A 24,782-nucleotide genomic window follows, 5' to 3' on the forward strand; every position below is an offset into this window, starting at 1 on the left:
AGAATCGGATTTCGCGGTGGACAAGCAGGCAGCAGCGCAGCAATCGGCAACAAGCTTGCCCATTCCGCGCTGGGAATTCATCGCGCTCTGCGCGGCGCTCATGGCGCTCAACTCCCTGGCCATCGACATCATGCTGCCGGCGCTTCAGCAGATCGGCGCCTCGCTCGGCGTCGAGAGTGAGAACCATCGCCAATATGTCATCACCGCCTATATGCTTGGCTTCGGCGGCGGACAGCTTTTCTTCGGACCCATTTCGGATCGCTTCGGGCGCCGTGCGCCATTGGTCTTCGGCCTGGTCGTCTACGTCGCCGCCGCGGCTGCCGCCGCCGTCGCGCCGAGTTTCGCCCTGTTGCTGACCTGCCGCCTGATACAAGGCTTCGGCGCGGCGGCGACCCGCGTCATCGCCGTCTCGATCGTGCGCGACACGTTCGAAGGGCGGCGCATGGCCGAGGTGATGTCCCTGATCTTCATGGTGTTCATGGCAATTCCGGTGGTCGCGCCCGGCATCGGCCAGTTTGTCATGCTGTTTGCCAGTTGGCATTGGATTTTCGTCACCATGGCCATCGGTGCGCTGGTCGTGTCGGCGTGGGCGCTGTTGCGCCTGCCCGAGACGCTGCATCCGGAATATCGCCGGCCGCTGACGGTAAGCTCCGTCGCCGGCGGCTTCCGCATCGTGCTCACTAACCGGCTCACGCTTTGCTACGCCTTTGCCAGCACCTTCATCTTCGCGGCCATGTTCGGCTTCATCAGCTCGGCCCAGCAGATCTATATCGACATCTTCCATGTCGGCGAATTGTTCCCGCTGATTTTTGCCGGCGTCGCCGGCGTGCTGGCTTTCTCGAACTATCTGAATTCGCGGCTGGTCGGACAGATCGGCATGCGCCGCCTGTCGCAAGGCGCGCTGCTTGTCTTCCTGTGCATCAGCCTTGCCTGGCTCGTCGTCTCGCTCGAAATGAAAATGCCGCTCTGGCTCTTCATCGCGTTTTTTGCCGGCGCGATGCTGCCGTTCGGCGGACTTGGCGCGAATTTCAACGCTTTGGCCATGGAGCCGCTCGGCGAGCTCGCCGGCACCGCCGCGTCCATCCTGGGCTTCATGCAGACCTTCCTCGGCGCCATCATCGGCGCGCTGATCGGCCAGGCCTATAACGGCACGGTGACGCCTCTGGCCGCCGGCTTCTGCACCGTCTCGGTCGCGGCTCTGCTGATGATCCTGATCGCCGAGCGGGGCAGGATGTTCCAGCCTCACAATCCCCCTGTTTCGGGGCACATCACCGATCTGCATTAAAGCTGTATGGCCGGCAGCTTTGCCGGCCAGAGCCGGCACGGCCCCTATTCCGCCCAGAGCTCGCGTCGCAACTCGTCCCAGCTTTGCTTGTCCGGCGCCACAAGCAGGCCGCCATCGACATGCGAGGGAAGGTAGGCGCTGCCGTCGACGCGCGCAACATGGCCGCCGGCTTCCTGGTGGATCAGCGCCCCGGCGAGATGATCCCAGGGCATCAGCTTGTTGTAGAGCACGAAATGGGCGTGGCCGCTGGCCAGAAGCCGGTATTCATGCGCCGCGCAGCGATAGGCGAATTGCGACAGCGTCTTGGTCTGGTTGCGGGCGAGCCGCGAGCGTTCGGGCTCGTGAAGAAACTGCCAGGAAACGGAACCGGTCATCTGCGACATCGGCACCGGCGCCGCGACGCGAACCTTCTCCAGCGCGCCATGCGCATGGCGGATATGGCTGCCGGCGCCCTTGGTCCCGATCAGCCAGTCCTTGCCGACCGGGTCATGGATGATGCCGGCGACGGTCTCGCCATTGACGACGACGCCGGCCATGACACCGAACAGCGGCACGCCGGAAGCGAAATTGAAAGTGCCGTCGACCGGATCGATGACGAAGGCAAGCGCAGCATCGCCAAGGCCAGACAGCAGCGCCGGGTTATCGGAGCAAGCTTCCTCGCCGACCACCATGGCGTCGGGAAAGCGCTCGCGCAGCCTAGCGGTGATCAGCCTCTCGGCGTTGACGTCCGCCTCGGTGACGAGGTCGGCGGCGGATGTCTTCTGGCGCACGTCGCCCTCGCCCAGCCGGCGGAAGCGCGGCATGATTTCGGCGTTTGCGGCACCGGCGAGAAGCTCGGCCAGCCAGTCGATCGCATTATCGTCAAATCGCATCGGAAATGTCTTGTCCTGGGTTTGCATCGAGGCCCGCGAAGTCGAACAGCTTCCTGTCCAGGAGATGCGAGGGCCTTACATTGGCCATGGCGCGGATCATCGTGTCCTTGCGGCCCGGCATGCGCTTCTCGATGTCGTCGAGCATCGCCTTCATGGCGTTGCGCTGCAGCCCTTCCTGGCTGCCGCAGAGGTCGCACGGGATGATCGGGAATTTCATCGCGTTGGCGAATTTTTCGAGGTCGGCCTCGGCGCTATAGGCGAGCGGCCGCAGCACCATGACGTCGCCTTCGTCATTGAGGAGCTTGGGCGGCATGGCGGCGAGACGCCCGCCATGGAACAGGTTCATGAAGAAGGTCTCGAGAATATCCTCGCGGTGATGGCCAAGCACCAGCGCCGAGCACCCTTCCTCGCGCGCGATGCGATAGAGATGGCCGCGCCGCAGCCGGGAGCAAAGCGAGCAATAGGTGCTGCCCTGTGGCAGCTTGTCGGTCACCACCGAATAGGTGTCCTGGTATTCGATGCGGTGGGCAATGCCGTTGGCGTTGAGATAGTCGGGCAGGATGTGCTTCGGGAAATTCGGCTGGCCCTGGTCGAGATTGCAGGCAAGCAGTTCGACCGGCAGGAGGCCGCGCCATTTGAGGTCGAGCAAAAGCGCCAGCAGGCCGTAGGAATCCTTGCCGCCCGACAGCGCCACCAGCCAGCGTTCGCCCGGCTTCACCATGGCGAAATCCTCGATCGCCTGGCGGGTGAGCCTCAACAGCCGCTTGCGCAGCTTGTTGAACTCGACCGAGGACGGCACGTCGCGGAACAGCGGGTGGAAACCGCCGTCGGTCTCATCGTCGATCGCCTCGAGGGATTTGACATCTGGCAGCATATTCATGGCGCCGGCCCCATGGTTCTTTTGGCGCCCGGCTTAGCGGACCTGACCGCCAAAGAAAAGGCCGCCTCGAAAGGCGGCCTTGGATGCACCGGCTGATTGATGTCGATCAGCGCGAGTAGAATTCGACGACCAGGTTCGGTTCCATCTGCACGGCGAACGGAACGTCCGAAAGGCCGGGAACGCGAGCGAAGGTCGCGGTCATCTTGTTGTGGTCGGCTTCGATGTAGTCCGGCACGTCGCGCTCGGCGAGAGCGACCGATTCCAGCACAATCACGAGTTGCTTCGACTTCTCGCGCACCTCGATGACGTCGCCCGGCTTGCAGCGATACGAGCCGATGTTCGTGCGCTTGCCGTTGACGTTGACATGGCCGTGGTTGACGAACTGACGGGCGGCGAAGATGGTCGGCACGAACTTGGCGCGGTAGACCACCGCGTCGAGACGCGACTCGAGCAGGCCGATCAGGTTCTCGGAGGTGTCGCCCTTGCGGCGGTTGGCCTCTTCATAGACCTTGCGGAACTGCTTTTCCGAAACGTCGCCATAGTGACCCTTCAGCTTCTGCTTGGCGCGCAGCTGCAGGCCGAAGTCGGAAAGCTTGCCCTTGCGGCGCTGGCCGTGCTGGCCGGGGCCGTATTCACGCTTGTTGACCGGGGACTTCGGGCGGCCCCAGATATTTTCGCCGAGACGGCGGTCGATCTTGTATTTCGCGGATTCGCGCTTGCTCATCGCATTCCCTTTCAAAACAATATACCCGGAACCCCATGGCTCCGGGCGAAGGAAACGCGCCCTCCTCTGGCCTCCGTTTTCGAGACCTGACAGGGTTTTCCACGCAAAGCGACGGAAAACCCACGGGACACGTCAAAAGAAACCACCGGGCGTCGCCACCCGGTGTTGGTGGGCCTGTTAAACAGAGATTTAACCGGTGTCAAGCTTACGGCTGGCAGCGCGGGTCGCAACCCGATAATTTCCCGCGTGGCGTGCGGTGCCGGTTGTGGCGAAGGCCGTCGGCAGCAGAGCGGCTTGTGCTTCCAAGGAGTTGCCCTGCTCTGCCATCTTAATGAAGGGACTGGAGCAGAGGAGTCCGAATTCCCATGAAGAAGTTCTTCCTTACCCTGACCGGGGCCGCTGTATTGGCGGGATCTATGGCAGTTATGACCCCGGAACCTGCCATGGCCAGGCATTGGAGCGGCCACAGGCAGATATGCCGCGTCGTGGTGACGAAAAGAGTGGTCTGGCGCCACGGCCATCGCCACGTCATCCGTTACAAGACCAAACGCTGCTGGTGGCGCCGCTAGCTCATCTTGCGCCAAAAGGGGTTGACAGAGGCCTGCGGCCGACGCCGCAGGCCTTTCACTCGATCTACGACTTCTTGCTGGGAAGACTTTTGCGCTTGGTCTCGGCGAACTCCTCGAGCTGCTTTTCGCTCATCGATTCATACATTTCGCGCGAAGCGCCCTTGAGCTCGCTCTTCTTCGTCTCCCCGCGCTTGGCGGACAGCGCTGCGCCGGCGGCCTTTTGCTGGGCTTGCGATTTGGCGGGCATGGCGATTTCTCCTTTTCTGCGGGAGAAACGCCGGGCTGAAGCGGCAGTTCCAGCAGTAGCGGCTCGGCTCGCCGGTCTGCTTGAGCCGGCCATTGGGCGGCCGACCTTGGCGGTATCCTGGCAAGCCTTCCCGCGTCCGGAACGTCAGTGTAGGACGGCAGCATGAAATCCCTGAACGATCCCTCACAGGCGCTCTCCACCGGTCTTGCGAAAATCCGCGCAGAATTCCACGTGCCGGATGGATTTCCGCCTGCGGTTATGGCCGCGGCTGAGGCGGCGGCAAAGCGTGTGCCCGACCAGCATGCCGACCGGACGGCAATGCCCTTCGTCACGCTCGATCCGGCGAGTTCCACCGATCTCGACCAGGCCTTCTCGATCGAAGCCAGCGGCGGCGATCTTCTCTTGCACTATGCCATTGCCGACGTGGCCTGGTTCGTCGAGGACGGCGATACGATTGATACCGAAGCCTGGAACCGAGGCGAGACGCTTTACTTGCCGGACGGCAAGGCCGGGCTCTACCCGCCGGTGCTCGCCGAGGCGGCGGCGAGCCTGTTGCCCGATGGACCGCGTCCTGCGATCGTCTTCACGATCCGGGTTGCCGGAGACGGTGCGGTGAAGCTGGACAGCGCGGAGCGCGCCATCACCCAAAGCCGCGCCAAGCTCGCCTATGACAGCGTGCGGGCCGACGACGTTCCGGCCGGCTTCGCGGAACTGGCGCGGCGTATGGCGGCAAACGAACAACGCCGCGGCGCTTCGCGCGTCGATCCGCCCGAGCAGGAGGTGGAAAGGCTCGCCGACGGCACGTTCCGGCTTTCGTTCAGGCCGCTGCTGCAATCCGAGCAGGACAATGCAGCACTTTCGCTGGCCGCCAATATGGCGATTGCCGATGCCATGCTGGCCCACAAGACCGGCTTGTTCCGGGTGATGTCGGGGCCGGACGCCTCCAAGGTGCAACGGCTGCGCAACGCGGCACAGGCGCTCGGCCTGTCCTGGTCGGCCTCCACCAGCTTGCGCGACTATCAACGCACGCTCGATCCGGCCGACCCGAAACAGGCGGCGCTAATGCTGGAAATCCGCCGCGCAGGCAACGGCGCGTCCTACCAACCCTATCAGGAGGGCATCGTCCCCTGGCATGAGGCGATGGCCGCGACCTATGCCCACGCCACCGCGCCGCTCAGGCGGCTGGCCGACCGCTACGTCCTGCGCTGCGCGCTGGCGATCGCCAATGGCCAGCCCGTGCCGCAGGCCGTCACTGACGCCTTCGCCAGATTGCCGAAGGTGATGGGGCGCGCGGATGCCCGCGCCTCGCAGATCAGCCACGCGGCAATCGACCTTGCCGAGGCGGTGATGCTCAAGGGACATGAGGGCGAGACGTTCGAGGCCGTCGTCACCGACTTCGTCGACCGTGGCGTGCGCGTGCAGCTTGCCGACATGCCGGTGGTTGCCAGCGTGAAAGCCTCCGGGCTCAGGCAAGGCGACGGCCTGACGCTAAGGCTGGTTTCGGCCGATCCGGATCAACGCAGCATCGTCTTCGAGCCCGCCACCCCGCCTTGAGCACTAAGGTGCGGTCAGTCCAAAGCCCTGGATGAGCCGCCTCGTGGCGAAATCCACCTTGCCCGAGGTGAAGACGGCAAGATCGGGCTCACTTACGCCGGATGTGTCCCCAACGGGTTCAAGCAGCGACATGGCGCGCCGCGCGATCGCTTCGGCCGGATCGATCCAGTCGACCGGCCAAGGCGCGGTCTTGCGCATGCGGTTGGCGAGAAACGGGTAGTGCGTGCAGGCAAGCACGACGATGTCGGTGCGGTTGCCGTCGCGCTCGATGAAGCAGGGCGCAATTTCGGCGCGCACGGCTTCTTCGTCGACGAAACCCTGGCGCATATAGATCTCGGCGAGCCCCGCCAGCCGGTCGCTGCCGACCAGGCGCACATGGCATTTCTGCGCCCATTTGCTGATCAGGTCGCGCGTGTACTGGCGCTTCACCGTGCCCGGCGTCGCCAGCACCGATACCAGGCCGGAGCGGGTGCGTTCGGCCGCCGGCTTGATTGCCGGAACGGTGCCGACAAAGGGATGGCCGGGGAATTTATCGCGCAGCGCATCGATCACCAGCGTCGAGGCTGTATTGCAGGCAATGACCGAAATCGCCGGCTGGAGCCGGTCGAGCAATTTGCCGAACAGTGCAAGGATGTGTTCCTTGAGCGCCGGTTCCTCCCAAGCGCCATAGGGAAAAGCCGCGTCGTCGGCGACATAGACGAAGCGGCGGTCGGGCATCAGCACGCGCGCCTCGCGCAGCACGGTCAGCCCGCCGACGCCGGAATCGAACATCAGGATCGGGCGCTGGCTTGATCGATCGCTCATTGTCATCCGGTTATGAGAAACGACAGGCCCGGAATTGGACCGACGCGCTTCTATCGCGAATGATCGTGGTCTTGAAGAGGCGAATGCGAGCAGCTTTTGCGCAGTCGCTAGAACATGATGCCGAAAAGTGTGAAGCGGCTTTCGGACGACATCATGCCCTATCTCTAAAATCACTCATATGCCGCGCTTGCCGAAACCGGCCGGGCGCGGTCTGCCGAAAGGCTGCGGCGCGGGCGGGATGAGTGCGGCTGAAGCGCCAACCGCGGCGCGTGGAGCGGCCGGCACAGCGGCGCGTGCAGCGCGCGTCGATGCCGGCAGCGGGCCATCGAAGTCGAAGACATCGGTCAACTCATCGATGTTGCTGCCCGCGACGGGCTTCGCCCACCAAATCGTGCACCAGAGGCCGAATACCGAAAACCCAAGCAGGTTCAGCCCGCCAGGAATGCTCTCGGGGTCGCCGAATTTGACGACCAGCAGCACGCCTGCCTGCAGAAGGGCATAGACAGCCGAAAGGGCGATGTAGGCCCACAGGATCCAGCGGCGTCCGTTGGCGTCGCGGGTGCGGCGCGAGGCGATGTTGCCGCGAAGCGCGACGAAGATGAGAGAGGCGATGAGGACCGCGCCTGCCATGCTCTGGCGCGCCGGGCCGGGTCCTGAATTGAGCAGCCCTTCGAAGCCGATCGTGCTGACAATGCAGATGACGATCACCACGGTTTCGGCTACGGCGAGACCGAGAGAGTAAAGGAAAAAGCGCAGTCGACCAATATTGGACGTAAACATGTGCCACCCCCACTATTGCAGCAAGGATGATGCGTAACCGAATAAAATTCGGTTACTTCAAATGCTCACAGCTTACCGATCTTAACTTTCTTCGTCTTTGGCGCGACTGCGCGCGCCGGCCGGCAATCGTCTCGGATCGTCCCCGGGCGAGCCGTCGCCGCGCGGCATGGCCGGCGAAAACCTGTCGAGCGAGGAAATGATTCCGCGCAGCACCTTGAGCTCGGGCTCGGCGAAGCCCGGGCGCGTCAGCACTGCGCGCAGATTGTCGACCATCTTCGGCTTCTTTTCTTCGGGGCGAAAATAGCCGCGCGCTTCCAGCGCGTTCTCGAGGTAGGCGAACAGGCTGTGCAGCTGCTCCTTGGGCGCCGGCGCCAGCTCCGGCCCGGAGAAGTTGGTCTGCGTCTCGTCGGCGAGGCCGGACTTCATCCATTCATAGGACATCAAGAGCACCGCCTGGGCGATGTTGAGCGAGGAGAAGCCGGGGTCGACCGGGAAGGTGACGATCTCGTCGGCGAGGCCGACCTCGTCATTATAGAGGCCGAAACGCTCGCGGCCGAACAGGATACCGGTGCACAGCCCGGCCTCGCTGCGCGCCCTTAGCGCCCTGCCTGCTTCCACAGGACCGCGCACCGGCTTGAAGCCGTCGCGCTCGCGCGCTGTCGTGGCGAAGACGAAGTTCAGGTCGGCGACCGCCGAGGGCAGATCGTCGAACACCCTGGTAGCGTCGATGACATGGTCGGCGCGACTGGCGGCCGCGCGCGCCTTCTCGCTCGGCCAGCCGTCGCGCGGGTTGACCAGCCTGAGCTCGGACAAGCCGAAATTCGCCATCGCCCGCGCGACCATGCCGATATTCTCGCCGAGCTGCGGCTCGACCAGGATGATCGCCGGTCCGGCGGAAGCGGTCTTGGTTGTGTCTTCTGTGGCTGGCATGGCTATGGGTAACCGGGGTTTGCGGCGTTTCGGCGTCCCCTGCCACATCCGGACCGGAAAATGAAGCATTCACAACAGCGGCACCCGTCTGCCCGGCGCGGATCGCGGTTTGCGCGCTGAAAAAGCCTTTGATATACGCTCCGCATCCCCGGCCGAAGCCATGTGGGCAAGGCCGTTCAGATCCCCCAGCAACGAGGCATTCTTTTCATGGCGAAGATCAAGGTGGCGAACCCGGTCGTCGAGCTCGACGGCGACGAGATGACCCGCATCATCTGGCAGTTCATCAAGGACAAGCTGATCCACCCCTATCTCGACCTGAAGCTGGAATATTACGATCTCGGCATCGAGCACCGCGACGCCACCAACGATCAGGTGACGATCGATTCCGCCAATGCCATCAAGAAATGGGGCGTCGGCGTGAAATGCGCGACGATCACCCCCGACGAGGCGCGCGTCGAGGAATTCAAGCTGAAGAAGATGTGGAAGTCGCCCAACGGCACCATCCGCAACATTCTCGGCGGCACCATCTTCCGCGAGCCGATCATCATGAAGAACGTGCCGCGCCTGGTGCCGGGCTGGACCAAGCCGATCGTCGTGGGACGTCATGCCTTCGGCGACCAGTACCGCGCCACCGACTTCCGCTTCCCCGGCAAAGGCAAGCTGACGATCAAGTTCGTCGGCGAGGACGGCCAGGTGATCGAGCATGACGTCTATGACGCGCCGGGCGGGGGCGTGGCCATGGCCATGTACAATCTCGACGAGTCGATCCGCGAGTTTGCCCGCGCCTCGCTGAACTACGGCTTGCTGCGCAATTTCCCGGTCTATCTGTCGACCAAGAACACCATCCTCAAAGCCTATGACGGCCGCTTCAAGGACATCTTCCAGGAGGTCTACGAGAAGGAGTTCGAGGCCGAGTTCAAGGCAAGGAAACTCTGGTACGAGCACCGCCTGATCGACGACATGGTCGCTTCCAGCCTGAAATGGTCGGGCGGCTATGTCTGGGCCTGCAAGAACTATGATGGCGACGTGCAGTCCGATACCGTGGCGCAAGGCTTCGGCTCGCTCGGCCTGATGACCTCGGTGCTGATGACGCCGGACGGCAAGACGGTGGAGGCGGAAGCCGCGCACGGCACCGTGACGCGCCACTACCGGCAGCATCAGAAGGGCGAGGAAACCTCGACCAATTCGATCGCCTCGATCTTCGCCTGGACGCGCGGCCTCGCCCACCGCGCCAAGCTCGACGACAATGCCGAGCTGAAGCGCTTCGCCGAGACGCTGGAAAAGGTCTGTATCCAGACCGTCGAGAGCGGTTTCATGACAAAGGACCTGTCGCTGCTGATCGGTCCCGACCAGCCCTGGCTCTCGACCACCGGCTTCCTCGACAAGATCGACGAGAATTTGCAGAAAGCGATGGGGTAAACCCACATTCGGCATACCGAAGGCTCCGGAAGGAGCCTTCTTTTTTGGTACTCCGACGAGCGGAGGGGAGCGCTGATCGATGGCCAAGCCAACTCTCTACGGCGCTGACTACAGCGTTTATGTGCGCATCGCACGCATGGCGCTGGAGGAGAAAGGCGTCAACTACGAGCTGGTGCCCCTCGACATCTTCGCCGCCGAAGGCATCCCGGCCTGGTATCTGGAACACCACCCTTTCGGCCGCATCCCGGCCTTCGAGCACGACGGTTTCGACTGTTCGAGACCGGTGCGATCACGCGCTATGTCGATGAAGCCTTCGACAGTCCAGCGCTACAGCCGGCGGATGCGCGTGGCCGCGCCAGGATGGGCCAGATCACCGGCATGCTCGACGCCTATGGCTATCACGCCATGGTCTGGGATGTTGCGGTGGAGCGGCTGGAGAAAGCGGCACCGGATGAGGCGCTGATTGCCAGCGGGTTCCGCCAAGCTGAGACGGTGGTCAAGGTTTTGACATCGCTGAAGGCAAAAGGGCCTTGGCTGCTAGGCGACCAGCTGACACTGGCCGACCTGCACGCGGCACCGATCATCGCTTATTTCGTAAAGGTCGCGGAAGGACGCGATTTGTTGGCGCGGTTTGCGGATATGCGCGATTGGTATCAGCGCATCGCCGCTCGTCCGAGCTTTGCGCGGACTGAGAAGGTCGGTTGACTGGCGTTCGTCATCTCGGCGTGCGATGGCCTCGTAGATGATAATTATTGGCGCTGGCGCCGCCCCTCATTGCCCTGCCGGGCATTTCTCCCCGTAAACGGGGAGAAAGAAGCTGGTCGCGACGCCGGCGCTTTTCCTGCCCGTTGGTGATTGGCGAAAGCCTATGTGACAGCGCCCTTCTCCCCGTTCAACGGGGAGAAGATGCCGGCAGGCAGATGAGGGGCAGCGCCGCCTTTGGCAGACTGGAGCCGGCTCGAACTGGGCCGGTCTCGCTCCCTTAAGCCGCTTCCAGCGCGGCCTTCACCGCTGCGATCGCGTCGTTGGCCCTGGAGGCGTCGGGGCCGCCGGCCTGCGCCATGTCGGGCCGACCGCCGCCGCCTTGACCGCCAAGCGCGGCGGACGCGACGCGCACAAGATCGACGGCGCTGAAGCGGCCGGTCAAATCGTCGGTGACGCCGACGACCACGCTCGCCTTGTTGTCCTCGCCGGCGCCGACAAAGACGACCACGCCGGAGCCGAGCGTCTTCTTGCCGGCATCCGCCAGCGGCTTCAGGTCCTTCGGCGCCACGCCGCTGACCGCCTTGCCGAGGAAGCCGACGCCGGCGACGGTCTCGTTGGTAGGCGGAGCATCGGATACGGCCGGGCCGGCGCCAAGCGCCAGCTTCTTGCGCGCCTCGCTGAGTTCCTTTTCGAGCTTCTTGCGTTCCTCAAGCAATGTTTCGACGCGAGCCGGCACATCGGCCGGCGCGATCTTCAAGGTCGCCGCCGCGGCTTTCAGCCGCCTGTCCTGCTCGTCCAGATGCCTGCGTGCCGCCTCGCCGGTCAGGGCCTCGATGCGGCGCACGCCGGCCGCCACCGCGCTATCCGACAGGATGCGCACCAGGCCGATATCGCCGGTCGATTTCACATGCGTGCCGCCGCAAAGCTCGACGGAATAAGGCCGGTTTGCCTTGGCGCCATGCAGGCCGGTGCCCATCGACACGACACGCACCTCGTCGCCATATTTCTCGCCGAACAGTGCCATGGCGCCCTCGGCGATCGCGTCGTCGACCGACATCAGGCGCGTCGTCACCGGGCTGTTCTGCACGACGATCTCGTTGGCCATGCGCTCGACCTCCTCGAGCTCATCGGCCGAGATCGGCTTGTTGTGCGAGATATCGAAGCGCAGCCTTTCGGGCGCAACCAGCGAGCCCTTCTGCGCGACATGGGTGCCCAGCACCTCGCGCAGCGCCTCGTGAATGAGATGCGTCGCGGAGTGGTTGGCGCGCAGCCTCGAGCGGCGGGCATGATCGACCTTCAGCTCGACGGCATCACCCGTCTTGATCGTGCCTTTAGCCACCTTGCCGAGATGCACGAACAAACCATCGGCCTTCTTCTGCGTGTCCGACACCTCGATTGAAAAACCATCGCCGGAAATCACGCCGGTGTCGCCCATCTGGCCGCCGGATTCGCCGTAGAACGGCGTCTGGTTGACGACCACGGCGACCGCATCGCCCTGGCTCGCGCTGTCGATGGTCTTGCCGTCCTTGACCAGGGCCTGGACAACGCCTTCCGCCTGCTCGGTCTCATAGCCGAGGAATTCGGTCGCGCCGGTCTTTTCGCGCACGGAAAACCACACCGTCTCGGTCGCGGCTTCGCCCGAGCCAGCCCAATGCGCGCGCGCCTCGGCCTTCTGCCGCTCCATCGCGTCGGTGAAGCCGGCGATATCGACCGAGATGCTGCGCTGGCGCAGCGCATCCTGCGTCAGATCGAGCGGGAAGCCATAGGTATCGTAGAGCTTGAAGGCCGTCTCGCCGTCCAGCATGTCGCCGGCGTGCAGCGTCTCGGTCGCGTCCGAAAGCAGGCCGAGGCCGCGCACTAGTGTCTTGCGGAAGCGTGTTTCCTCAAGCTTCAAGGTTTCGGTGATCAGCGCCTCGCCGCGCACGAGCTCGGGATAGGCCTGGCCCATCTCGCGCACCAGGGCCGGCACCAGCTGCCACATCAGCGGCTCCTTGGCGCCCAGCAGCTGCGCATGGCGCATGGCGCGGCGCATGATGCGGCGCAGCACATAGCCGCGCCCCTCATTGGACGGCAGAACCCCGTCGGCCACCAGGAACGAGGTTGAGCGCAGATGATCCGCGATGACGCGGTACGACGCTACGTTCTCCTGGCTTGGCCCCTGCCCGAGCGCGGAGGACGCGGCGTCGATCAGATGCTTGAACAGGTCGGTCTCGAAGACGCTTTCGACGCCCTGCAGGATAGAGGCCATGCGCTCCAGGCCCATGCCGGTGTCGATCGAGGGACGCGGCAGGTCGATGCGCTCTTCCTTGGTCACCTGCTCGTATTGCATGAACACCAGGTTCCAGAATTCCAGGAACCGGTCGCCATCCTCTTCCGGGCTGCCGGGCGGTCCGCCCCAAATGTGCTCGCCGCGATCGATGAAGATTTCCGAGCACGGGCCGCAGGGGCCGGTATCGCCCATTGCCCAGAAATTGTCCGAAGTCGGGATGCGGATGATGCGATCGTCCGAGAAGCCGGCGATCTTCTTCCAGTAAGCCGCCGCCTCGTCGTCGGTGTGATAGACGGTGACGAGCAGCTTGTCCTTCTTGAGGCCGAAACCCTTGGTGATCAGGTTCCACGCAAGCTCGATCGCGCGCTCCTTGAAATAGTCGCCGAACGAGAAATTGCCGAGCATCTCGAAGAAGGTCAGATGGCGCGCGGTGTAGCCGACATTGTCGAGGTCGTTATGCTTGCCGCCGGCGCGCACGCTTTTTTGCGCCGTAGAGGCCCGCGTATAGGGACGCTTCTCCAGGCCGGTGAAGACGTTCTTGAACTGCACCATGCCGGCGTTGGTGAACATCAGCGTCGGATCGTTGCGCGGCACCAGCGGGCTGGAGGCGACGATCTCGTGGCCCTCCTTGCGGAAGTAGTCGAGGAATGTCGACCGGATGTCGTTCACGCCACTCATTGCATACTGCCTTTTTCGCAAGAACCGCCGGCCCGGCCGGCGGCAAATGGGCTTTGGTGTTTCAGAAGATAGATTGGCCTTTTAGCGATAGCTCTTGTGCCTGTCCAGAAACACGCAAAACAGGCGTGTCGCTCAAAACTGCGCAAGCGGTTTTGGGAAAATGACAGGCACAAGCATGGACCAAAGCGCATTGCCTGAATTCATTGCAGCGCGACGCGCTTTGGGCCGATCGGCGGACGAGCGGCGGCTCAGCGCTGCCTGCGAAACGCAAAACCGCCGGCACGAAGGCCGGCGGTTCGGTTACGCAATACAAGAACTCGCTTACATAAGCATAAGGCGATAAACCAGGATTGCGGCCGAACTCCGGCTAAGCCAACCAACTATCCTCGGGCGCCTTTGGATCGCCCCGGAGCGCAAAATCCCAGGGTAAACGCACTTTACAGGGCGCCGGCTTCATCCTCGAAACCGTCGTCGCCGCCTTCGGAGCCGCCATTCTCGAGGAATTTCTCGGCGATCAGTCCGGCATTCTGGCGCAACGCAAGCTCGACCTCACGCGCCGTATCGGGATTGTCGCGCAGGAACAGCTTTGCGTTCTCGCGACCTTGGCCGAGGCGCTGGGAATTGTAGGAGAACCAGGCGCCCGACTTCTCGATGACGCCGGCCTTGACGCCGAGATCGATCAGCTCGCCTGTCTTCGACACGCCCTCGCCATACATGATGTCGAACTCGACCACCTTGAAGGGCGGGGCCAGCTTGTTCTTCACCACCTTGACGCGGGTCTGGTTGCCGACGACCTCGTCGCGGTCCTTGACCGAGCCGATGCGACGGATGTCGAGGCGCACCGAGGCGTAGAATTTCAGCGCGTTGCCGCCGGTGGTCGTCTCGGGCGAGCCGAACATGACGCCGATCTTCATGCGGATCTGATTGATGAAGATGACCATGGTGTTGGAACGCGAGATCGAGGCGGTCAGCTTGCGCAGCGCCTGGCTCATCAGGCGAGCCTGAAGACCGGGCAGCGAATCGCCCATCTCGCCTTCGATTTCAGCGCGCGGCGTCAGTGCCGCCACCGAGTCGACGACCAGCACGTCGATGGCGCCCGAACGCACCAGCGTGTCGCAGATCTCCAGCGCCTGCTCACCGGTGTCGGGCTGCGAGATCAAAAGGTTTTCGAGGTCGACGCCAAGCTTGCGGGCATAGACCGGATCGAGCGCGTGCTCGGCATCGACGAAGGCGCAGATACCGCCCTTCTTCTGGGCTTCCGCCACCGTGTGCAGCGCCAGCGTCGTCTTGCCCGAGCTTTCCGGCCCGTAGATCTCGATGATGCGGCCGCGCGGCAGGCCGCCGACGCCGAGCGCGATGTCGAGGCCGAGCGAGCCGGTCGGCACGGTTTCGATCTCGACCACCTGCTCGTTGGCGCCGAGCCGCATGATCGAGCCCTTGCCGAACGCGCGCTCGATTTGCGACAGCGCCGCGTCCAGAGCCTTTGATTTGTCCACTGCCTTATCCTCTACAAGCCGCAAAGAATTCTGAGCCATGATACATCACCCCTTGGTCGTCAATGAAGGCCGGACAATCCGTGATCCCTGCTTGTTTTGTACCTTTTTTGTTCTCATTTGGCAAGGGGCAACAAATATCTGAAAAATAATCAATATCTGGATTTGTTCTATTTTTGTCTCACCAGGGCTGGTGCGGAGTGCAACCACGGATCCAGAAGAGATTTCGATATCCGGCCGTCCGAATCGCGACCCCGATTGCGGGGCGACGCGCAGAAACCTAGTGTGCGCGGCCGCACGATCAACGAAAGTCACCGACCCGAAATGCCGACATCCCCAACAATCCTGGCGCTTGGCGGCGCCCATATCGACCGGCGCGGCCAGGTCTCGGGCGTCTATGTGCCCGCGGCTTCGAATCCCGGCATCATGCGCGAGGACGTCGGCGGCGTGGTTTTCAACGCGCTGCGCAGCGTGGTGAAGCGCGGCGTGTCGGCCTCGCTGATCTCGGTGCGTGGCGGTGACGCTGCGGCGGACACAGTCGCCTCGGCGATCGACAACGCCGGGATAACCGACCTTTCGGTGGTGTTCCTCGACCGCACGACGCCGAGCTACACGGCGCTGATCGATGCCCAAGGCGAGTTGATCGTCGGGCTTGCCGACATGGCGCTCTACGATCTTGCCTTTCCCAAGCAAATAAGACGCGCCAAGGTGCGCGAGGCGATCGCCGCTGCCGACGCTATCCTGTGCGACGCCAACTTGCCGACGGTGGCGCTGGAGCGTCTGTTGGCGTTTGCCGGCGGCCGGCCGGTCTTTGCCATCGCCGTCTCGCCGGCCAAGGTCGTCCGCCTGGCGCCGCTGCTCGACGATCTGTCGCTGCTCTTCATGAACCGTCGCGAAGCCGCCGCGCTGGTCGGCGCCGAGCCATCCGGCAAGACCCTTGTCGACGCGCTCAGGCGGGTTGGCCTGAATGCCGGCGTGGTCACGTCCGGCAGCGCTCCGGTGCTGGGCTTCGACGACACCGGAATCTTCGAGATCGATCCGCCCGCGCCGCGCAAGGTGGCCGACGTGACCGGCGCCGGCGATGCCTTGACCGGCGCAACCGTCGCCGCCTTGCTGCGCGGCCTGCCGCTGCGCGCAGCACTACGCGAAGGCCTTGCCGCGGCGATGCTCGCCATAGAGAGCCCGCAGGCCGTGCCGTCCTTCACGATCGCCAACTTCACGCAGGCGCTTGCCCTTGTGCCGGAGCCGCGGGAAGTGGCATAGGGCCACCACTGCCGAAGCAATCCGTTCGGATCGGAGACAGCCATGACGCCTGATACCGCCCGCCCCTTCGTCGATATCCATCCGCCGGTGGCGGAGGCGCTTGCCGCCGGCCGGCCCGTGGTGGCGCTGGAAAGCACCATCATCACCCACGGCATGCCCTACCCCGACAATGGCGCCATGGCCGCCAAGGTCGAGCAGATCATCATCGATGGCGGCGCGGTACCCGCGACGATCGCCGTGGTCGAGGGCCGTATCAAGATCGGCCTCTCCGACGGCGAGCGCGAATCGCTTGCCATGACCGGTGACGCCATGAAGCTGTCGCGCGCCGATCTCGGTTTCGCGGTCGCTCAAACGCGCACCGGCGGCACCACTGTCGCCGCCACCATGATCGCCGCGCATATGGCCGGCATAAAAGTGTTCGCCACCGGCGGCATTGGCGGCGTCCACAAGGGCGCTGAGAAAAGCTTCGATATCTCGGCCGATCTCGACGAGCTGGCGCGCACGCCGGTCATCGTCGTCTCGGCCGGCGCCAAGGCGATCCTCGACATCGAGAAAACGCTGGAAGTGCTGGAAACGCGCGGCGTACCGGTTATCGGCCATGGCTGCGAGACGATGCCCGCCTTCTGGTCGAGGCAGTCGCCCTTCCGCGCGCCGTTAACGCTCAATGCGCCGGAAGACATCGCGCATTTCTACAGAACGCGCCAAGCGCTGGGCCTGGGCGGCGGCATCCTCGTCGCCAACCCGGTGCCGCAGAATGACGAAATCCCGGCCGCCGAGATGGACGGCTACATCCAGGCCGCGCAAAAGGCTGCCGACGCGCTCAACGTCACCGGCAAGGCGGTGACACCGTTCCTGCTGTCGAAGATCCTGGAGCTGACCGGCGGTCGCAGCCTCAAGACCAACATCGCGCTGGTCGAGAACAATGCGCGGCTGGCGGCGGAGATCGCCAAGGCGCTATAGAACGTTCAAGTTGCGGCAGCCCGGCCAACCGCAATGGCCGAGTTCGTTCACACCCCTCTCTGTCCTGCCGGACAGAGGGGGTGCTGTCCCGCCAGCATTTCTAACTTTCACTTCCCCGCCCTTCGTCCGCTTCATAAGCCCGCCGCGCCCACACTGCCATTTCGTCCGGATCGTCGAAGGCCTCGTCGGGAATGCTCCAATAAGGCATCGCCACCTCCTTGCCGTGGCGCGAGCCGGTATAGGTCCATTGCTTGCAGCCGGCGGCTTCGAAGTCGGGAATTGTTTCCTCGTCCGCCTTGAGCATCAGCTCGCCACGCACGACGACCGCGACAATGACGCCGTCGCAATAGATGCCCTTGCCGCCGAACAGTTTTCGGATGGCGATCGGTCCAAGGCTTTCGAACAGTTCTTCAAGACGCGCATTGTCCATGCTGCGATCATCTCATCCGTCACCGGCCTTGTCATCGCCGCAACCAAAAGCATGCTGACAGGTTGAAATCTGAAAACGGAGTTCCCGCCATGCCCGTCCTGCTCAAAGGCTCCTGCCGCTGCGGCGCCGTCCGCTTCGAGGTGGAGAGCCACACCCCGGTGCCCTTCATGCTCTGCTACTGCTCGATCTGCCGCAAGCAGCAGGGCGGCGGCGGGTTCGCCATCAATCTCGGCGCCGACTACGAGACGCTTGATATCAGGGGCAAGCGCAGCCTCGGCGTCTATCGCGCCGAAATCGAGGATGACGAGCATCCGCATTGCGAGGTCTCGACCGGCGAGCGCAATTTCTGCAGGAAATGCGGCGCAGCACTCTGGCTCTACGACCCGACCTGGCCGGAGCTCGTGCATCCCTTCGCCTCGGCGATCGACAGCGACCTGCCGGCACCGCCGGAAAAGGTGCATCTGATGCTGAAATACAAGGCGAACTGGGTCGAGCCGGTCGTCGGCAAGAACGACAAGGTATTCGACGTCTATCCGGAGGAATCGATCGCCGACTGGCACAAGCGGACAGGGATGTGGGTGGATTAGCGACAGGAGGCCGAAATGAACCTCACGACGCACAAGAAGTTCAAAGGCGATCGTTTGATGCCTTGGGGCAAGAGCACGGTCGTCTCGGACGCCAAGGGATATGTTTTTCTGTCCGGCAACACCGCCACCGTCGACGACTACGATCCCTCGAAACACCAGGGCGGCGCTGTCGGCGACGCGGCAACGCAGTGGCGCGAAATCCTGGCCAACATAAAGTCGGATCTGGAGGAACTTGGCAGCTCGCTTGACCATTTGGTCAAGGTGACGTTCTACGTCAAAGGACCTTTTCCGTCCGGCGGCGTCCTCAGCTCACCAAACTTCCGCCTGGACGTGCTGGACGAATTCTTTGCCGAACATTGCCCGAAGCACTGCAGCTACAACAACCCGCCGCCATCGGAGGTGATCGGTGTCGCCGCCCTGGCGCAGCCTGACCTCGTCGTCGAGCTTGTGGTCATCGCCGCGCTGCCGGACTGAGCGGAAGCGCTGGCGGGCCTGGTCAGGCCGAGGCGCGTGCCTCGGCAAGCGCCTTGAGATCGGCCGGCTTCAGCTCGACGGATTCGCCGCAGCCGCAGGCCGAGCTCTGGTTCGGATTCTTGAAGGTGAAGCCGGTGCGCAGCGTCGTCTGCTCGAAATCCATCTCGGTTCCGAACAGGAAAAGTGCCGCCTCCGGCGCGACATAGACATGCGCGCCGTCGCGCTCAATATGGTCGTCCTTGGGATTCGGCTCGGTCACAAGATCGACCGTATACTCCATGCCGGCGCAACCGCCCTTCTTGATGCCGAGCCGGATACCATGCGCGCTATCACGCGCAGCCACGATCTCGCGCACGCGGTCGGCGGCCTTTTCGGTCATCGTGATGACGGCGAAGCGTCCCATATTTTTCCTACTCCATTCCATGCAGGTTCAAGGCCTGCCGAATGATTTTCACCTAAAATGGTGAAGTTTTACAACTGGCGCAAGGGTATAGGCCTCAATACCACCCGACCGCGACCTGCGCTTCTTCCGACATGCGGTCGGGCGTCCATGGCGGATCGAACACCATGGCGACCTCGACACCGGACACGCCTTCGACAGCGCCGACGGCGTTCTCGACCCAGCCAGGCATCTCGCCGGCCACCGGGCAGCCCGGCGCAGTCAGTGTCATATCGATCTTGACTGAACGGTCGTCCTCGATGTCGATCTTGTAGACGAGGCCGAGCTCATAGATGTCGGCCGGAATTTCCGGGTCGTAGACGGTCTTCAGCGCCGAAACGATGTCGTCGGTCAGCCGCGCCAGCTCGTCGGCGGGGATCGCCGAGGCCGAAACGATGCCGTTCGCGGCCGTTTCCGGCGCTTTTTCCGCGGTGGTGCTCACGTCGTCCATCATCATCACCCGAAGAACTTTCGCGCCTTTTCCAGGGCCTCGGCCAAAGCATCGACTTCGGCCCTGGTATTATACATGCCGAACGATGCCCTGCATGTGGAGGTGACGCCGAAGCGTTTCAACAGCGGCTGGGCGCAATGCGTTCCGGCCCGGACCGCGACACCTTGCCGATCGATCACCATCGACACATCATGCGCGTGGATACCCTGCAATTCGAACGAGATGATGGCGCCCTTGCCGGGCGCGTCGCCGAAGATGCGCAGCGAGTTGATCGCCCGCAGCCGCTCATGCGCGTAAGCCTTGAGGTCCGCCTCGTGCGCGGCGATCCGCTCACGGCCGACCTTCTCCATATAGTCGAGCGCGGCGCCCAGGCCGATCGCCTGGACGATCGGCGGCGTGCCGGCCTCGAAGCGGTGCGGCGGCTCGTTGTAGGTGACGATGTCTTCCGTCACTTCCTCGATCATTTCGCCGCCGCCCATGAAAGGCCGCATCTCTTCCAGCCTGTCCTTCTTGCCGTAGAGCACGCCGATGCCCGACGGGCCATAGACCTTGTGTCCAGTAAAGACGAAGAAATCGCAGTCGAGATCCTGCACGTCGATCGGCATGTGCACGGCGCTCTGGCTGCCGTCGACGAGGACAGGAATTCCGCGCGCCTGCGCGATGCGCACGATCTCCTTGATCGGCGTCACCGTGCCCAGCGCATTGGACATATGGGTGATGGCGACCAGCTTGGTGCGGTCGCTCAGGCGCTTTTCGAATTCCTCGATGTGGAAGGCGCCGAGATCGTCGACCGGTACCCAGACCAGCTTCGCGCCCTGCCGCTCGCGGATGAAATGCCAGGGCACGATGTTGGAGTGGTGCTCCATGATCGAAAGCACGATCTCGTCGCCCTCGCCGATCCGCGGCATGCCCCAGCCATAGGCGACGGTGTTGATCGCCGATGTGGTGTTGGAGGTGAAGACGATGTTATCGGTGCTCGGCGCATTGAGAAACCGCCGCACCGACTTGCGCGCATTCTCATAGGCATCCGTCGCGGCGTTCGACAGGAAATGCAGGCCGCGATGCACGTTGGCGTATTCCTGGGAATAGGCGTGCTGGATGGTGTCGAGCACCACCTGCGGCTTCTGCGCCGAGGCGCCGTTGTCGAGATAGACCAGCGGCTTGCCATAGATCTGGCGCGACAGGATCGGGAAGTCGCGGCGGATCGCCTCGACGTCGTATGGTGTGGTTTCGATCTTCTGGTCCATCTCGAAGTCCTTGTCGGCCGAAGCCGCGATCCTTCCAACACCCCTCATCCGTCTTGGCGCTTCGCGCCAATCCACCTTCTCCCACAAGGGGAGAAGGTTAGGCGCTAGCCGTGCGTCGAAAACCAGCCGTCGAGCCGCGCTTCCAGCGCTTCGACCAGCGCCTCGTCGTCCAGTTCCTCGATCACTTCGGCGACGAATGCCTTCACCAAAAGACCCCGCGCCGACTTCTCGTCGATGCCGCGCGCCATCAGGTAAAACAGATGGTCGTGGTCAATCTCGGTGACGGTGGCGCCATGGCCGCAGACGACGTCATCGGCGAAGATCTCCAGCTCCGGCTTGGTCGAGAACTCGCCGTCATCCGACAGAAGCAGCGTGTTGCAGGCCATCTTGGCGTTGGTCTTCTGGGCGTATTGATGCACATTGATGCGGCCCTGGAAGACGCCGCGCGCCTTGCCGGTCACCACGTTGCGGATCACTTCGGTCGACGTGGTGTGCGGCACGGCATGGTCGAGCACCATGGTCACGTCGGTGTGGGTGTCGCCGGCGAGAAGATTGATGCCGCGCAATTTGAAGTCGGCGCCCTCGCCTGTCGTCCTGACGACGACCTCCTGGCGAATAAGCTTGCCGCCGGCGTTCATCACGAACAGCGTCAGCTTGGCGTCCTTGCCAATATGCGCCTTGAACTGGGCGAGATGCGTGGCCGTGTCCGGCTGTTCCTGCACGATCAGCCAGGTCACTTCCGCACCGTCGCCGACCACGAGCTGGCTGACCGAAGAGACGAGCGCCTCGTCGCCCTCGCCTGCCTGGCGCTCGACGACAATCGCCTTAGCGCCGGCGCCGACACGCGCCAAGAGCCGCACATGCGACTGGCCGCCGGCCTGCAGGTTCTGCAATTCGATCGGCTTTTCTAGCTCGGCGCCGTCGGCGATCTCGACGAAATAGCCGTCGGCGACAAAAGCCGTGTTCAGCGCGCCGATCGCGTCGTCGCTGCCATAGGGATCCAGTCCTGGAGCCACGCTGCCGTCGGTGAGCTTTTCCGACAGGCGCTGCACCGTGAGGCCGTCGATCTCCGGCAGTTTCGTCTGCGAGACGCCGTTCAGCACCGGCAGCACGGCCGAGCCTTCAAGAACCGGCGCAAGCGCCTTGACGACGGCGCCGGCCTCGAAAGCCGGCACCGACGTCAGTAGCCGGCGCAGGTCCGTATAATGCCAGGATTCGACGCGGCGCGTCGGCAGGCCGTGCTTGATCGCCTCGATCGCATCGTCGCGCTTGACCATCACCGCGCCGTCGCCGGGCAGCAGCGACAGCCGTTCGCCGAAGGCGTCGATCAGCGCCGTCTCGGCCAAGGTCCGCTGGGGCTGTGCATGCATGTTCATGACTTTTGCCTCGACCGCTCCCATGTCACGCGGCTTGCCCGATCACGCCGGCATAGCCATTGGCCTCGAGATCGAGCGCCAGCGACTTGTCGCCCGACTTGATGACCTGGCCCCTGTAGAGCACGTGCACCGTATCAGGCACGATGTGCTCGAGCAGGCGCTGGTAGTGGGTGATGACGACGATGGCCCGGTCCGGCGAACGCAGCGCGTTGACGCCGTCCGAGACGATCTTCAGCGCGTCGATGTCGAGGCCGGAATCGGTCTCGTCGAGCACGCAGAGTTTTGGCTCGAGCAGCTTCATCTGCAGGATCTCGGCGCGCTTCTTCTCGCCGCCCGAGAAGCCGACATTGAGCGGCCGCTTCAACATGTTCATATCCATGCTGAGCGAGGCGGCGGCGTCCTTCACGCGCTTCAGGAATTCCGGGATCTTCAACGGCTCCTCGCCGCGCGCCTTGCGCTGCTCGTTCATCGCCACTTTCAGGAATTCCATGGTCGCCACGCCCGGTATCTCCATCGGATACTGGAAGGCGAGGAAGATGCCGGCGGTAGCGCGCTCGGCCGGATCCATTTCGAGGATCGACTGGCCGTTGTAGAGGATGTCGCCTTCTGTGACCTCGTAGTCCTCGCGGCCGGCGAGAATATAGGACAGCGTCGACTTGCCCGAGCCGTTCGGCCCCATGATGGCGGCGACCTCGCCGGCTTTCACCGAGAGATTCAGCCCGCGGATGATCTCGGTGCCGTCATCGACGATGCGGGCGTGCAAATTCTTGATCTCAAGCATGATTTCTTCCTGAATGTCTTTTGCGGTCAGCCGACCGAACCCTCTAGGCTGATTCCGATCAGCTTCTGCGCCTCGACGGCGAACTCCATCGGCAGCTGCTGGATGACGTCCTTGACGAAGCCGTTGACGATCAGCGCGATCGCCTCTTCCTCGGGGATGCCGCGCTGCATGACGTAGAACTTCTGGTCCTCGGAGATCTTCGAGGTCGTCGCCTCGTGCTCGAACTGTGCCGTCGAATTCTTGGCTTCCATGTAAGGCACGGTGTGCGCGCCGCACTGGTCGCCGATCAGCAGCGAATCGCAATTGGTGAAGTTGCGCGCGTTGGTCGCCTTGCGATGCGCCGAGACCTGGCCGCGATAGGTATTCTGCGAGAAGCCGGCGGCGATGCCCTTGGATATGATGCGGCTCGACGTGTTCTTGCCGAGATGGATCATCTTGGTGCCGCTATCGACCTGCTGGTAACCGTTCGACACTGCGATCGAATAGAATTCGCCGCTGGAATCGTCGCCGCGCAGGATGCAGCTCGGATATTTCCAGGTGATCGCCGAACCGGTCTCGACCTGCGTCCACGAGATCTTCGAGCGATCGCCGCGGCAATCGCCGCGCTTGGTGACGAAATTGTAGATGCCGCCCTTGCCCTCGGCGTCGCCGGGGTACCAGTTCTGCACCGTCGAATATTTGATCTCGGCATCGTCGAGCGCGATCAGCTCGACCACCGCGGCGTGCAGCTGGTTCTCGTCGCGCTGCGGCGCCGTGCAGCCCTCGAGATACGAGACGTAAGCCCCCTCCTCGGCGATGATCAGCGTGCGCTCGAACTGGCCGGTGTTCTTCTCGTTGATGCGGAAATAGGTCGACAGCTCCATCGGGCAGCGAACGCCCTTGGGCACGAAGACGAACGAGCCGTCGGTGAACACTGCCGAATTCAGCGTCGCGTAGAAATTATCGGAGGTCGGCACGACCGAGCCGAGATATTTCTTCACCAGCTCCGGATGCTCGCGGATCGCTTCCGATATCGAGCAGAAGATGACGCCCGCCTGCGCCAGTTCCTTCTTGAAGGTGGTGACCACCGAAACGGAATCGAACACGGCATCGACCGCGACGCGGCCCGATTTGTAGACGTTGTCGCTGGCTTCCTCGAGCTCCGAGGCATCGGTCTTCTGCACGCCGGCCAGGATTTCCTGCTCCTTGAGCGGAATGCCGAGCTTCTCATAGACCTTGAGCAGTTCGGGGTCGACGTCGCTCAGCGACTTCGGCCCCGGCGTGCTCTTCGGCGCGGCGTAGTAGTGGATGTCCTGGAAGTCGATCTTCGGATAGTGGACGCGCGCCCAGGTCGGCTCTTCCAGCGTCAGCCAGCGGCGATACGCCCCCAGACGCCATTCCAGCATCCAGTCCGGCTCATCCTTCTTTGCCGAGATGAAGCGAATGATGTCTTCGCTAAGGCCCTTGGGGGCCTTGTCCATCTCGATCTCTGTCTGGAATCCATATTTATACTGGTCGACGTCGATCTTTCGAACCCGATCGATCGTCTCCTGCACAGCAGGCATAAGCGTTCTCCATCCACGCCG

The 24,782-nt window shown here is 63.3% G+C and carries 24 protein-coding genes and 1 pseudogene; 9 read left to right on the forward strand and 16 right to left on the reverse strand.

Annotated elements, in window-relative coordinates; translation table 11 throughout:
- Positions 1-16: 16 nt before the first annotated feature.
- Positions 17-1,285, forward strand: a complete 1,269-nt coding sequence (locus LB552_RS01475; RefSeq protein ID WP_224601410.1) for a multidrug effflux MFS transporter — start codon at positions 17-19, stop codon at positions 1,283-1,285.
- A 44-nt stretch (positions 1,286-1,329) separates the two neighbouring features.
- Here the strand turns inward: LB552_RS01475 and LB552_RS01480 are convergent, their stop codons facing one another.
- The 3 genes from LB552_RS01480 to rpsD all read right to left on the reverse strand — a co-directional run bounded on the left by LB552_RS01480 (position 1,330) and on the right by rpsD (position 3,761).
- Positions 1,330-2,157, reverse strand: a complete 828-nt coding sequence (locus LB552_RS01480) for an inositol monophosphatase family protein (RefSeq protein WP_224601412.1) — start codon at positions 2,155-2,157, stop codon at positions 1,330-1,332.
- Positions 2,147-3,031, reverse strand: a complete 885-nt coding sequence (gene ttcA / locus LB552_RS01485) for a tRNA 2-thiocytidine(32) synthetase TtcA (RefSeq protein ID WP_224525720.1) — start codon at positions 3,029-3,031, stop codon at positions 2,147-2,149. Before ttcA ends, LB552_RS01480 begins: the two co-directional genes overlap by 11 nt.
- 112 nt (positions 3,032-3,143) lie before the next feature.
- Positions 3,144-3,761: a 30S ribosomal protein S4 gene (rpsD, locus tag LB552_RS01490; protein WP_140840172.1), complete on the reverse strand. Its 618-nt coding sequence runs from the start codon at positions 3,759-3,761 to the stop codon at positions 3,144-3,146.
- Positions 3,762-4,177: 416 nt separating this feature from the next.
- Here rpsD and LB552_RS01495 point away from each other — a divergent pair, with 416 nt between their 5' ends.
- Entirely contained in the window at positions 4,178-4,330 is a 153-nt protein-coding gene (locus LB552_RS01495) for a hypothetical protein (protein WP_224525634.1), read from the forward strand.
- Between the two features lie 64 nt (positions 4,331-4,394).
- Here the strand turns inward: LB552_RS01495 and LB552_RS01500 are convergent, their stop codons facing one another.
- Positions 4,395-4,577, reverse strand: coding sequence for a DUF3008 family protein (locus tag LB552_RS01500; protein ID WP_095765193.1), 183 nt, complete (start codon positions 4,575-4,577; stop codon positions 4,395-4,397).
- 162 nt (positions 4,578-4,739) lie between these two features.
- Here LB552_RS01500 and LB552_RS01505 point away from each other — a divergent pair, with 162 nt between their 5' ends.
- Positions 4,740-6,131, forward strand: a complete 1,392-nt coding sequence (locus LB552_RS01505) for an RNB domain-containing ribonuclease (protein WP_224601413.1) — start codon at positions 4,740-4,742, stop codon at positions 6,129-6,131.
- A gap of 3 nt (positions 6,132-6,134) precedes the next feature.
- Here LB552_RS01505 and murI read toward each other — a convergent pair whose 3' ends face one another.
- The 3 genes from murI to LB552_RS01520 form a co-directional block, all read right to left on the reverse strand.
- Positions 6,135-6,935, reverse strand: coding sequence for a glutamate racemase (gene murI / locus LB552_RS01510; RefSeq protein ID WP_224601415.1), 801 nt, complete (start codon positions 6,933-6,935; stop codon positions 6,135-6,137).
- A 174-nt stretch (positions 6,936-7,109) separates the two neighbouring features.
- Positions 7,110-7,715, reverse strand: a complete 606-nt coding sequence (locus tag LB552_RS01515; RefSeq protein ID WP_224601418.1) for a hypothetical protein — start codon at positions 7,713-7,715, stop codon at positions 7,110-7,112.
- An 81-nt stretch (positions 7,716-7,796) separates the two neighbouring features.
- Positions 7,797-8,645, reverse strand: a complete 849-nt coding sequence (locus tag LB552_RS01520) for an RNA methyltransferase (protein ID WP_224601420.1) — start codon at positions 8,643-8,645, stop codon at positions 7,797-7,799.
- A 207-nt stretch (positions 8,646-8,852) separates the two neighbouring features.
- Between LB552_RS01520 and LB552_RS01525 the strand changes: the two genes are divergently transcribed.
- Positions 8,853-10,064, forward strand: coding sequence for an NADP-dependent isocitrate dehydrogenase (locus tag LB552_RS01525; RefSeq protein ID WP_095765188.1), 1,212 nt, complete (start codon positions 8,853-8,855; stop codon positions 10,062-10,064).
- 79 nt (positions 10,065-10,143) lie between these two features.
- Positions 10,144-10,769 (forward strand): annotated as a pseudogene (locus LB552_RS01530) (glutathione S-transferase family protein).
- Between the two features lie 277 nt (positions 10,770-11,046).
- On the opposite strand, the gene alaS reads toward LB552_RS01530, so the two are convergent.
- Both alaS and recA read right to left on the reverse strand, forming a co-directional pair.
- Complete coding sequence (gene alaS / locus LB552_RS01535) at positions 11,047-13,716, reverse strand: alanine--tRNA ligase (RefSeq protein ID WP_224601422.1); 2,670 nt, start codon at positions 13,714-13,716, stop codon at positions 11,047-11,049.
- 437 nt (positions 13,717-14,153) lie between these two features.
- Complete coding sequence (recA, locus tag LB552_RS01540) at positions 14,154-15,251, reverse strand: recombinase RecA (protein ID WP_095765184.1); 1,098 nt, start codon at positions 15,249-15,251, stop codon at positions 14,154-14,156.
- A gap of 282 nt (positions 15,252-15,533) precedes the next feature.
- Here recA and LB552_RS01545 point away from each other — a divergent pair, with 282 nt between their 5' ends.
- Both LB552_RS01545 and LB552_RS01550 read left to right on the forward strand, forming a co-directional pair.
- Entirely contained in the window at positions 15,534-16,472 is a 939-nt protein-coding gene (locus LB552_RS01545; protein WP_224601424.1) for a carbohydrate kinase family protein, read from the forward strand.
- Between the two features lie 42 nt (positions 16,473-16,514).
- Positions 16,515-17,432 (forward strand): pseudouridine-5'-phosphate glycosidase, encoded by a 918-nt coding sequence (locus LB552_RS01550; RefSeq protein ID WP_224601425.1) that lies wholly within the window; start codon positions 16,515-16,517, stop codon positions 17,430-17,432.
- Positions 17,433-17,532: 100 nt separating this feature from the next.
- Here LB552_RS01550 and LB552_RS01555 read toward each other — a convergent pair whose 3' ends face one another.
- Positions 17,533-17,862 carry a TfoX/Sxy family protein gene (locus LB552_RS01555; protein WP_224601427.1) on the reverse strand — a complete coding sequence of 110 codons (330 nt, stop codon included), beginning with the start codon at positions 17,860-17,862 and terminating at the stop codon, positions 17,533-17,535.
- Between the two features lie 89 nt (positions 17,863-17,951).
- Here LB552_RS01555 and LB552_RS01560 point away from each other — a divergent pair, with 89 nt between their 5' ends.
- Together LB552_RS01560 and LB552_RS01565 are read left to right on the forward strand one after the other, a co-directional pair.
- The gene (locus tag LB552_RS01560) at positions 17,952-18,449 is read left to right on the forward strand and encodes a GFA family protein (protein WP_140840196.1); all 498 of its coding nucleotides are present in this window, start codon (positions 17,952-17,954) and stop codon (positions 18,447-18,449) included.
- Between the two features lie 15 nt (positions 18,450-18,464).
- Complete coding sequence (locus tag LB552_RS01565) at positions 18,465-18,923, forward strand: RidA family protein (protein WP_224601429.1); 459 nt, start codon at positions 18,465-18,467, stop codon at positions 18,921-18,923.
- A gap of 22 nt (positions 18,924-18,945) precedes the next feature.
- Here the strand turns inward: LB552_RS01565 and sufA are convergent, their stop codons facing one another.
- The 6 genes from sufA to sufB form a co-directional block, all read right to left on the reverse strand.
- Complete coding sequence (sufA, locus tag LB552_RS01570) at positions 18,946-19,326, reverse strand: Fe-S cluster assembly scaffold SufA (RefSeq protein ID WP_140840198.1); 381 nt, start codon at positions 19,324-19,326, stop codon at positions 18,946-18,948.
- A 94-nt stretch (positions 19,327-19,420) separates the two neighbouring features.
- A complete protein-coding gene (locus LB552_RS01575; RefSeq protein WP_095765178.1) occupies positions 19,421-19,813 on the reverse strand; it encodes an SUF system Fe-S cluster assembly protein in 393 nt (130 codons plus the stop codon).
- A gap of 5 nt (positions 19,814-19,818) precedes the next feature.
- The gene (locus tag LB552_RS01580; RefSeq protein WP_224601431.1) at positions 19,819-21,060 is read right to left on the reverse strand and encodes a cysteine desulfurase; all 1,242 of its coding nucleotides are present in this window, start codon (positions 21,058-21,060) and stop codon (positions 19,819-19,821) included.
- A 104-nt stretch (positions 21,061-21,164) separates the two neighbouring features.
- Positions 21,165-22,436 carry a Fe-S cluster assembly protein SufD gene (sufD, locus tag LB552_RS01585; RefSeq protein ID WP_224601433.1) on the reverse strand — a complete coding sequence of 424 codons (1,272 nt, stop codon included), beginning with the start codon at positions 22,434-22,436 and terminating at the stop codon, positions 21,165-21,167.
- A 25-nt stretch (positions 22,437-22,461) separates the two neighbouring features.
- Positions 22,462-23,217, reverse strand: coding sequence for a Fe-S cluster assembly ATPase SufC (gene sufC / locus LB552_RS01590; protein ID WP_224601435.1), 756 nt, complete (start codon positions 23,215-23,217; stop codon positions 22,462-22,464).
- Positions 23,218-23,243: 26 nt separating this feature from the next.
- The gene (gene sufB, locus LB552_RS01595) at positions 23,244-24,761 is read right to left on the reverse strand and encodes a Fe-S cluster assembly protein SufB (protein WP_224601437.1); all 1,518 of its coding nucleotides are present in this window, start codon (positions 24,759-24,761) and stop codon (positions 23,244-23,246) included.
- Positions 24,762-24,782: the final 21 nt, after the last annotated feature.

Source organism: Mesorhizobium sp. CA7 (assembly GCF_020165015.1).
In the GTDB taxonomy this organism is placed as follows: Bacteria; Pseudomonadota; Alphaproteobacteria; order Rhizobiales; family Rhizobiaceae; genus Mesorhizobium.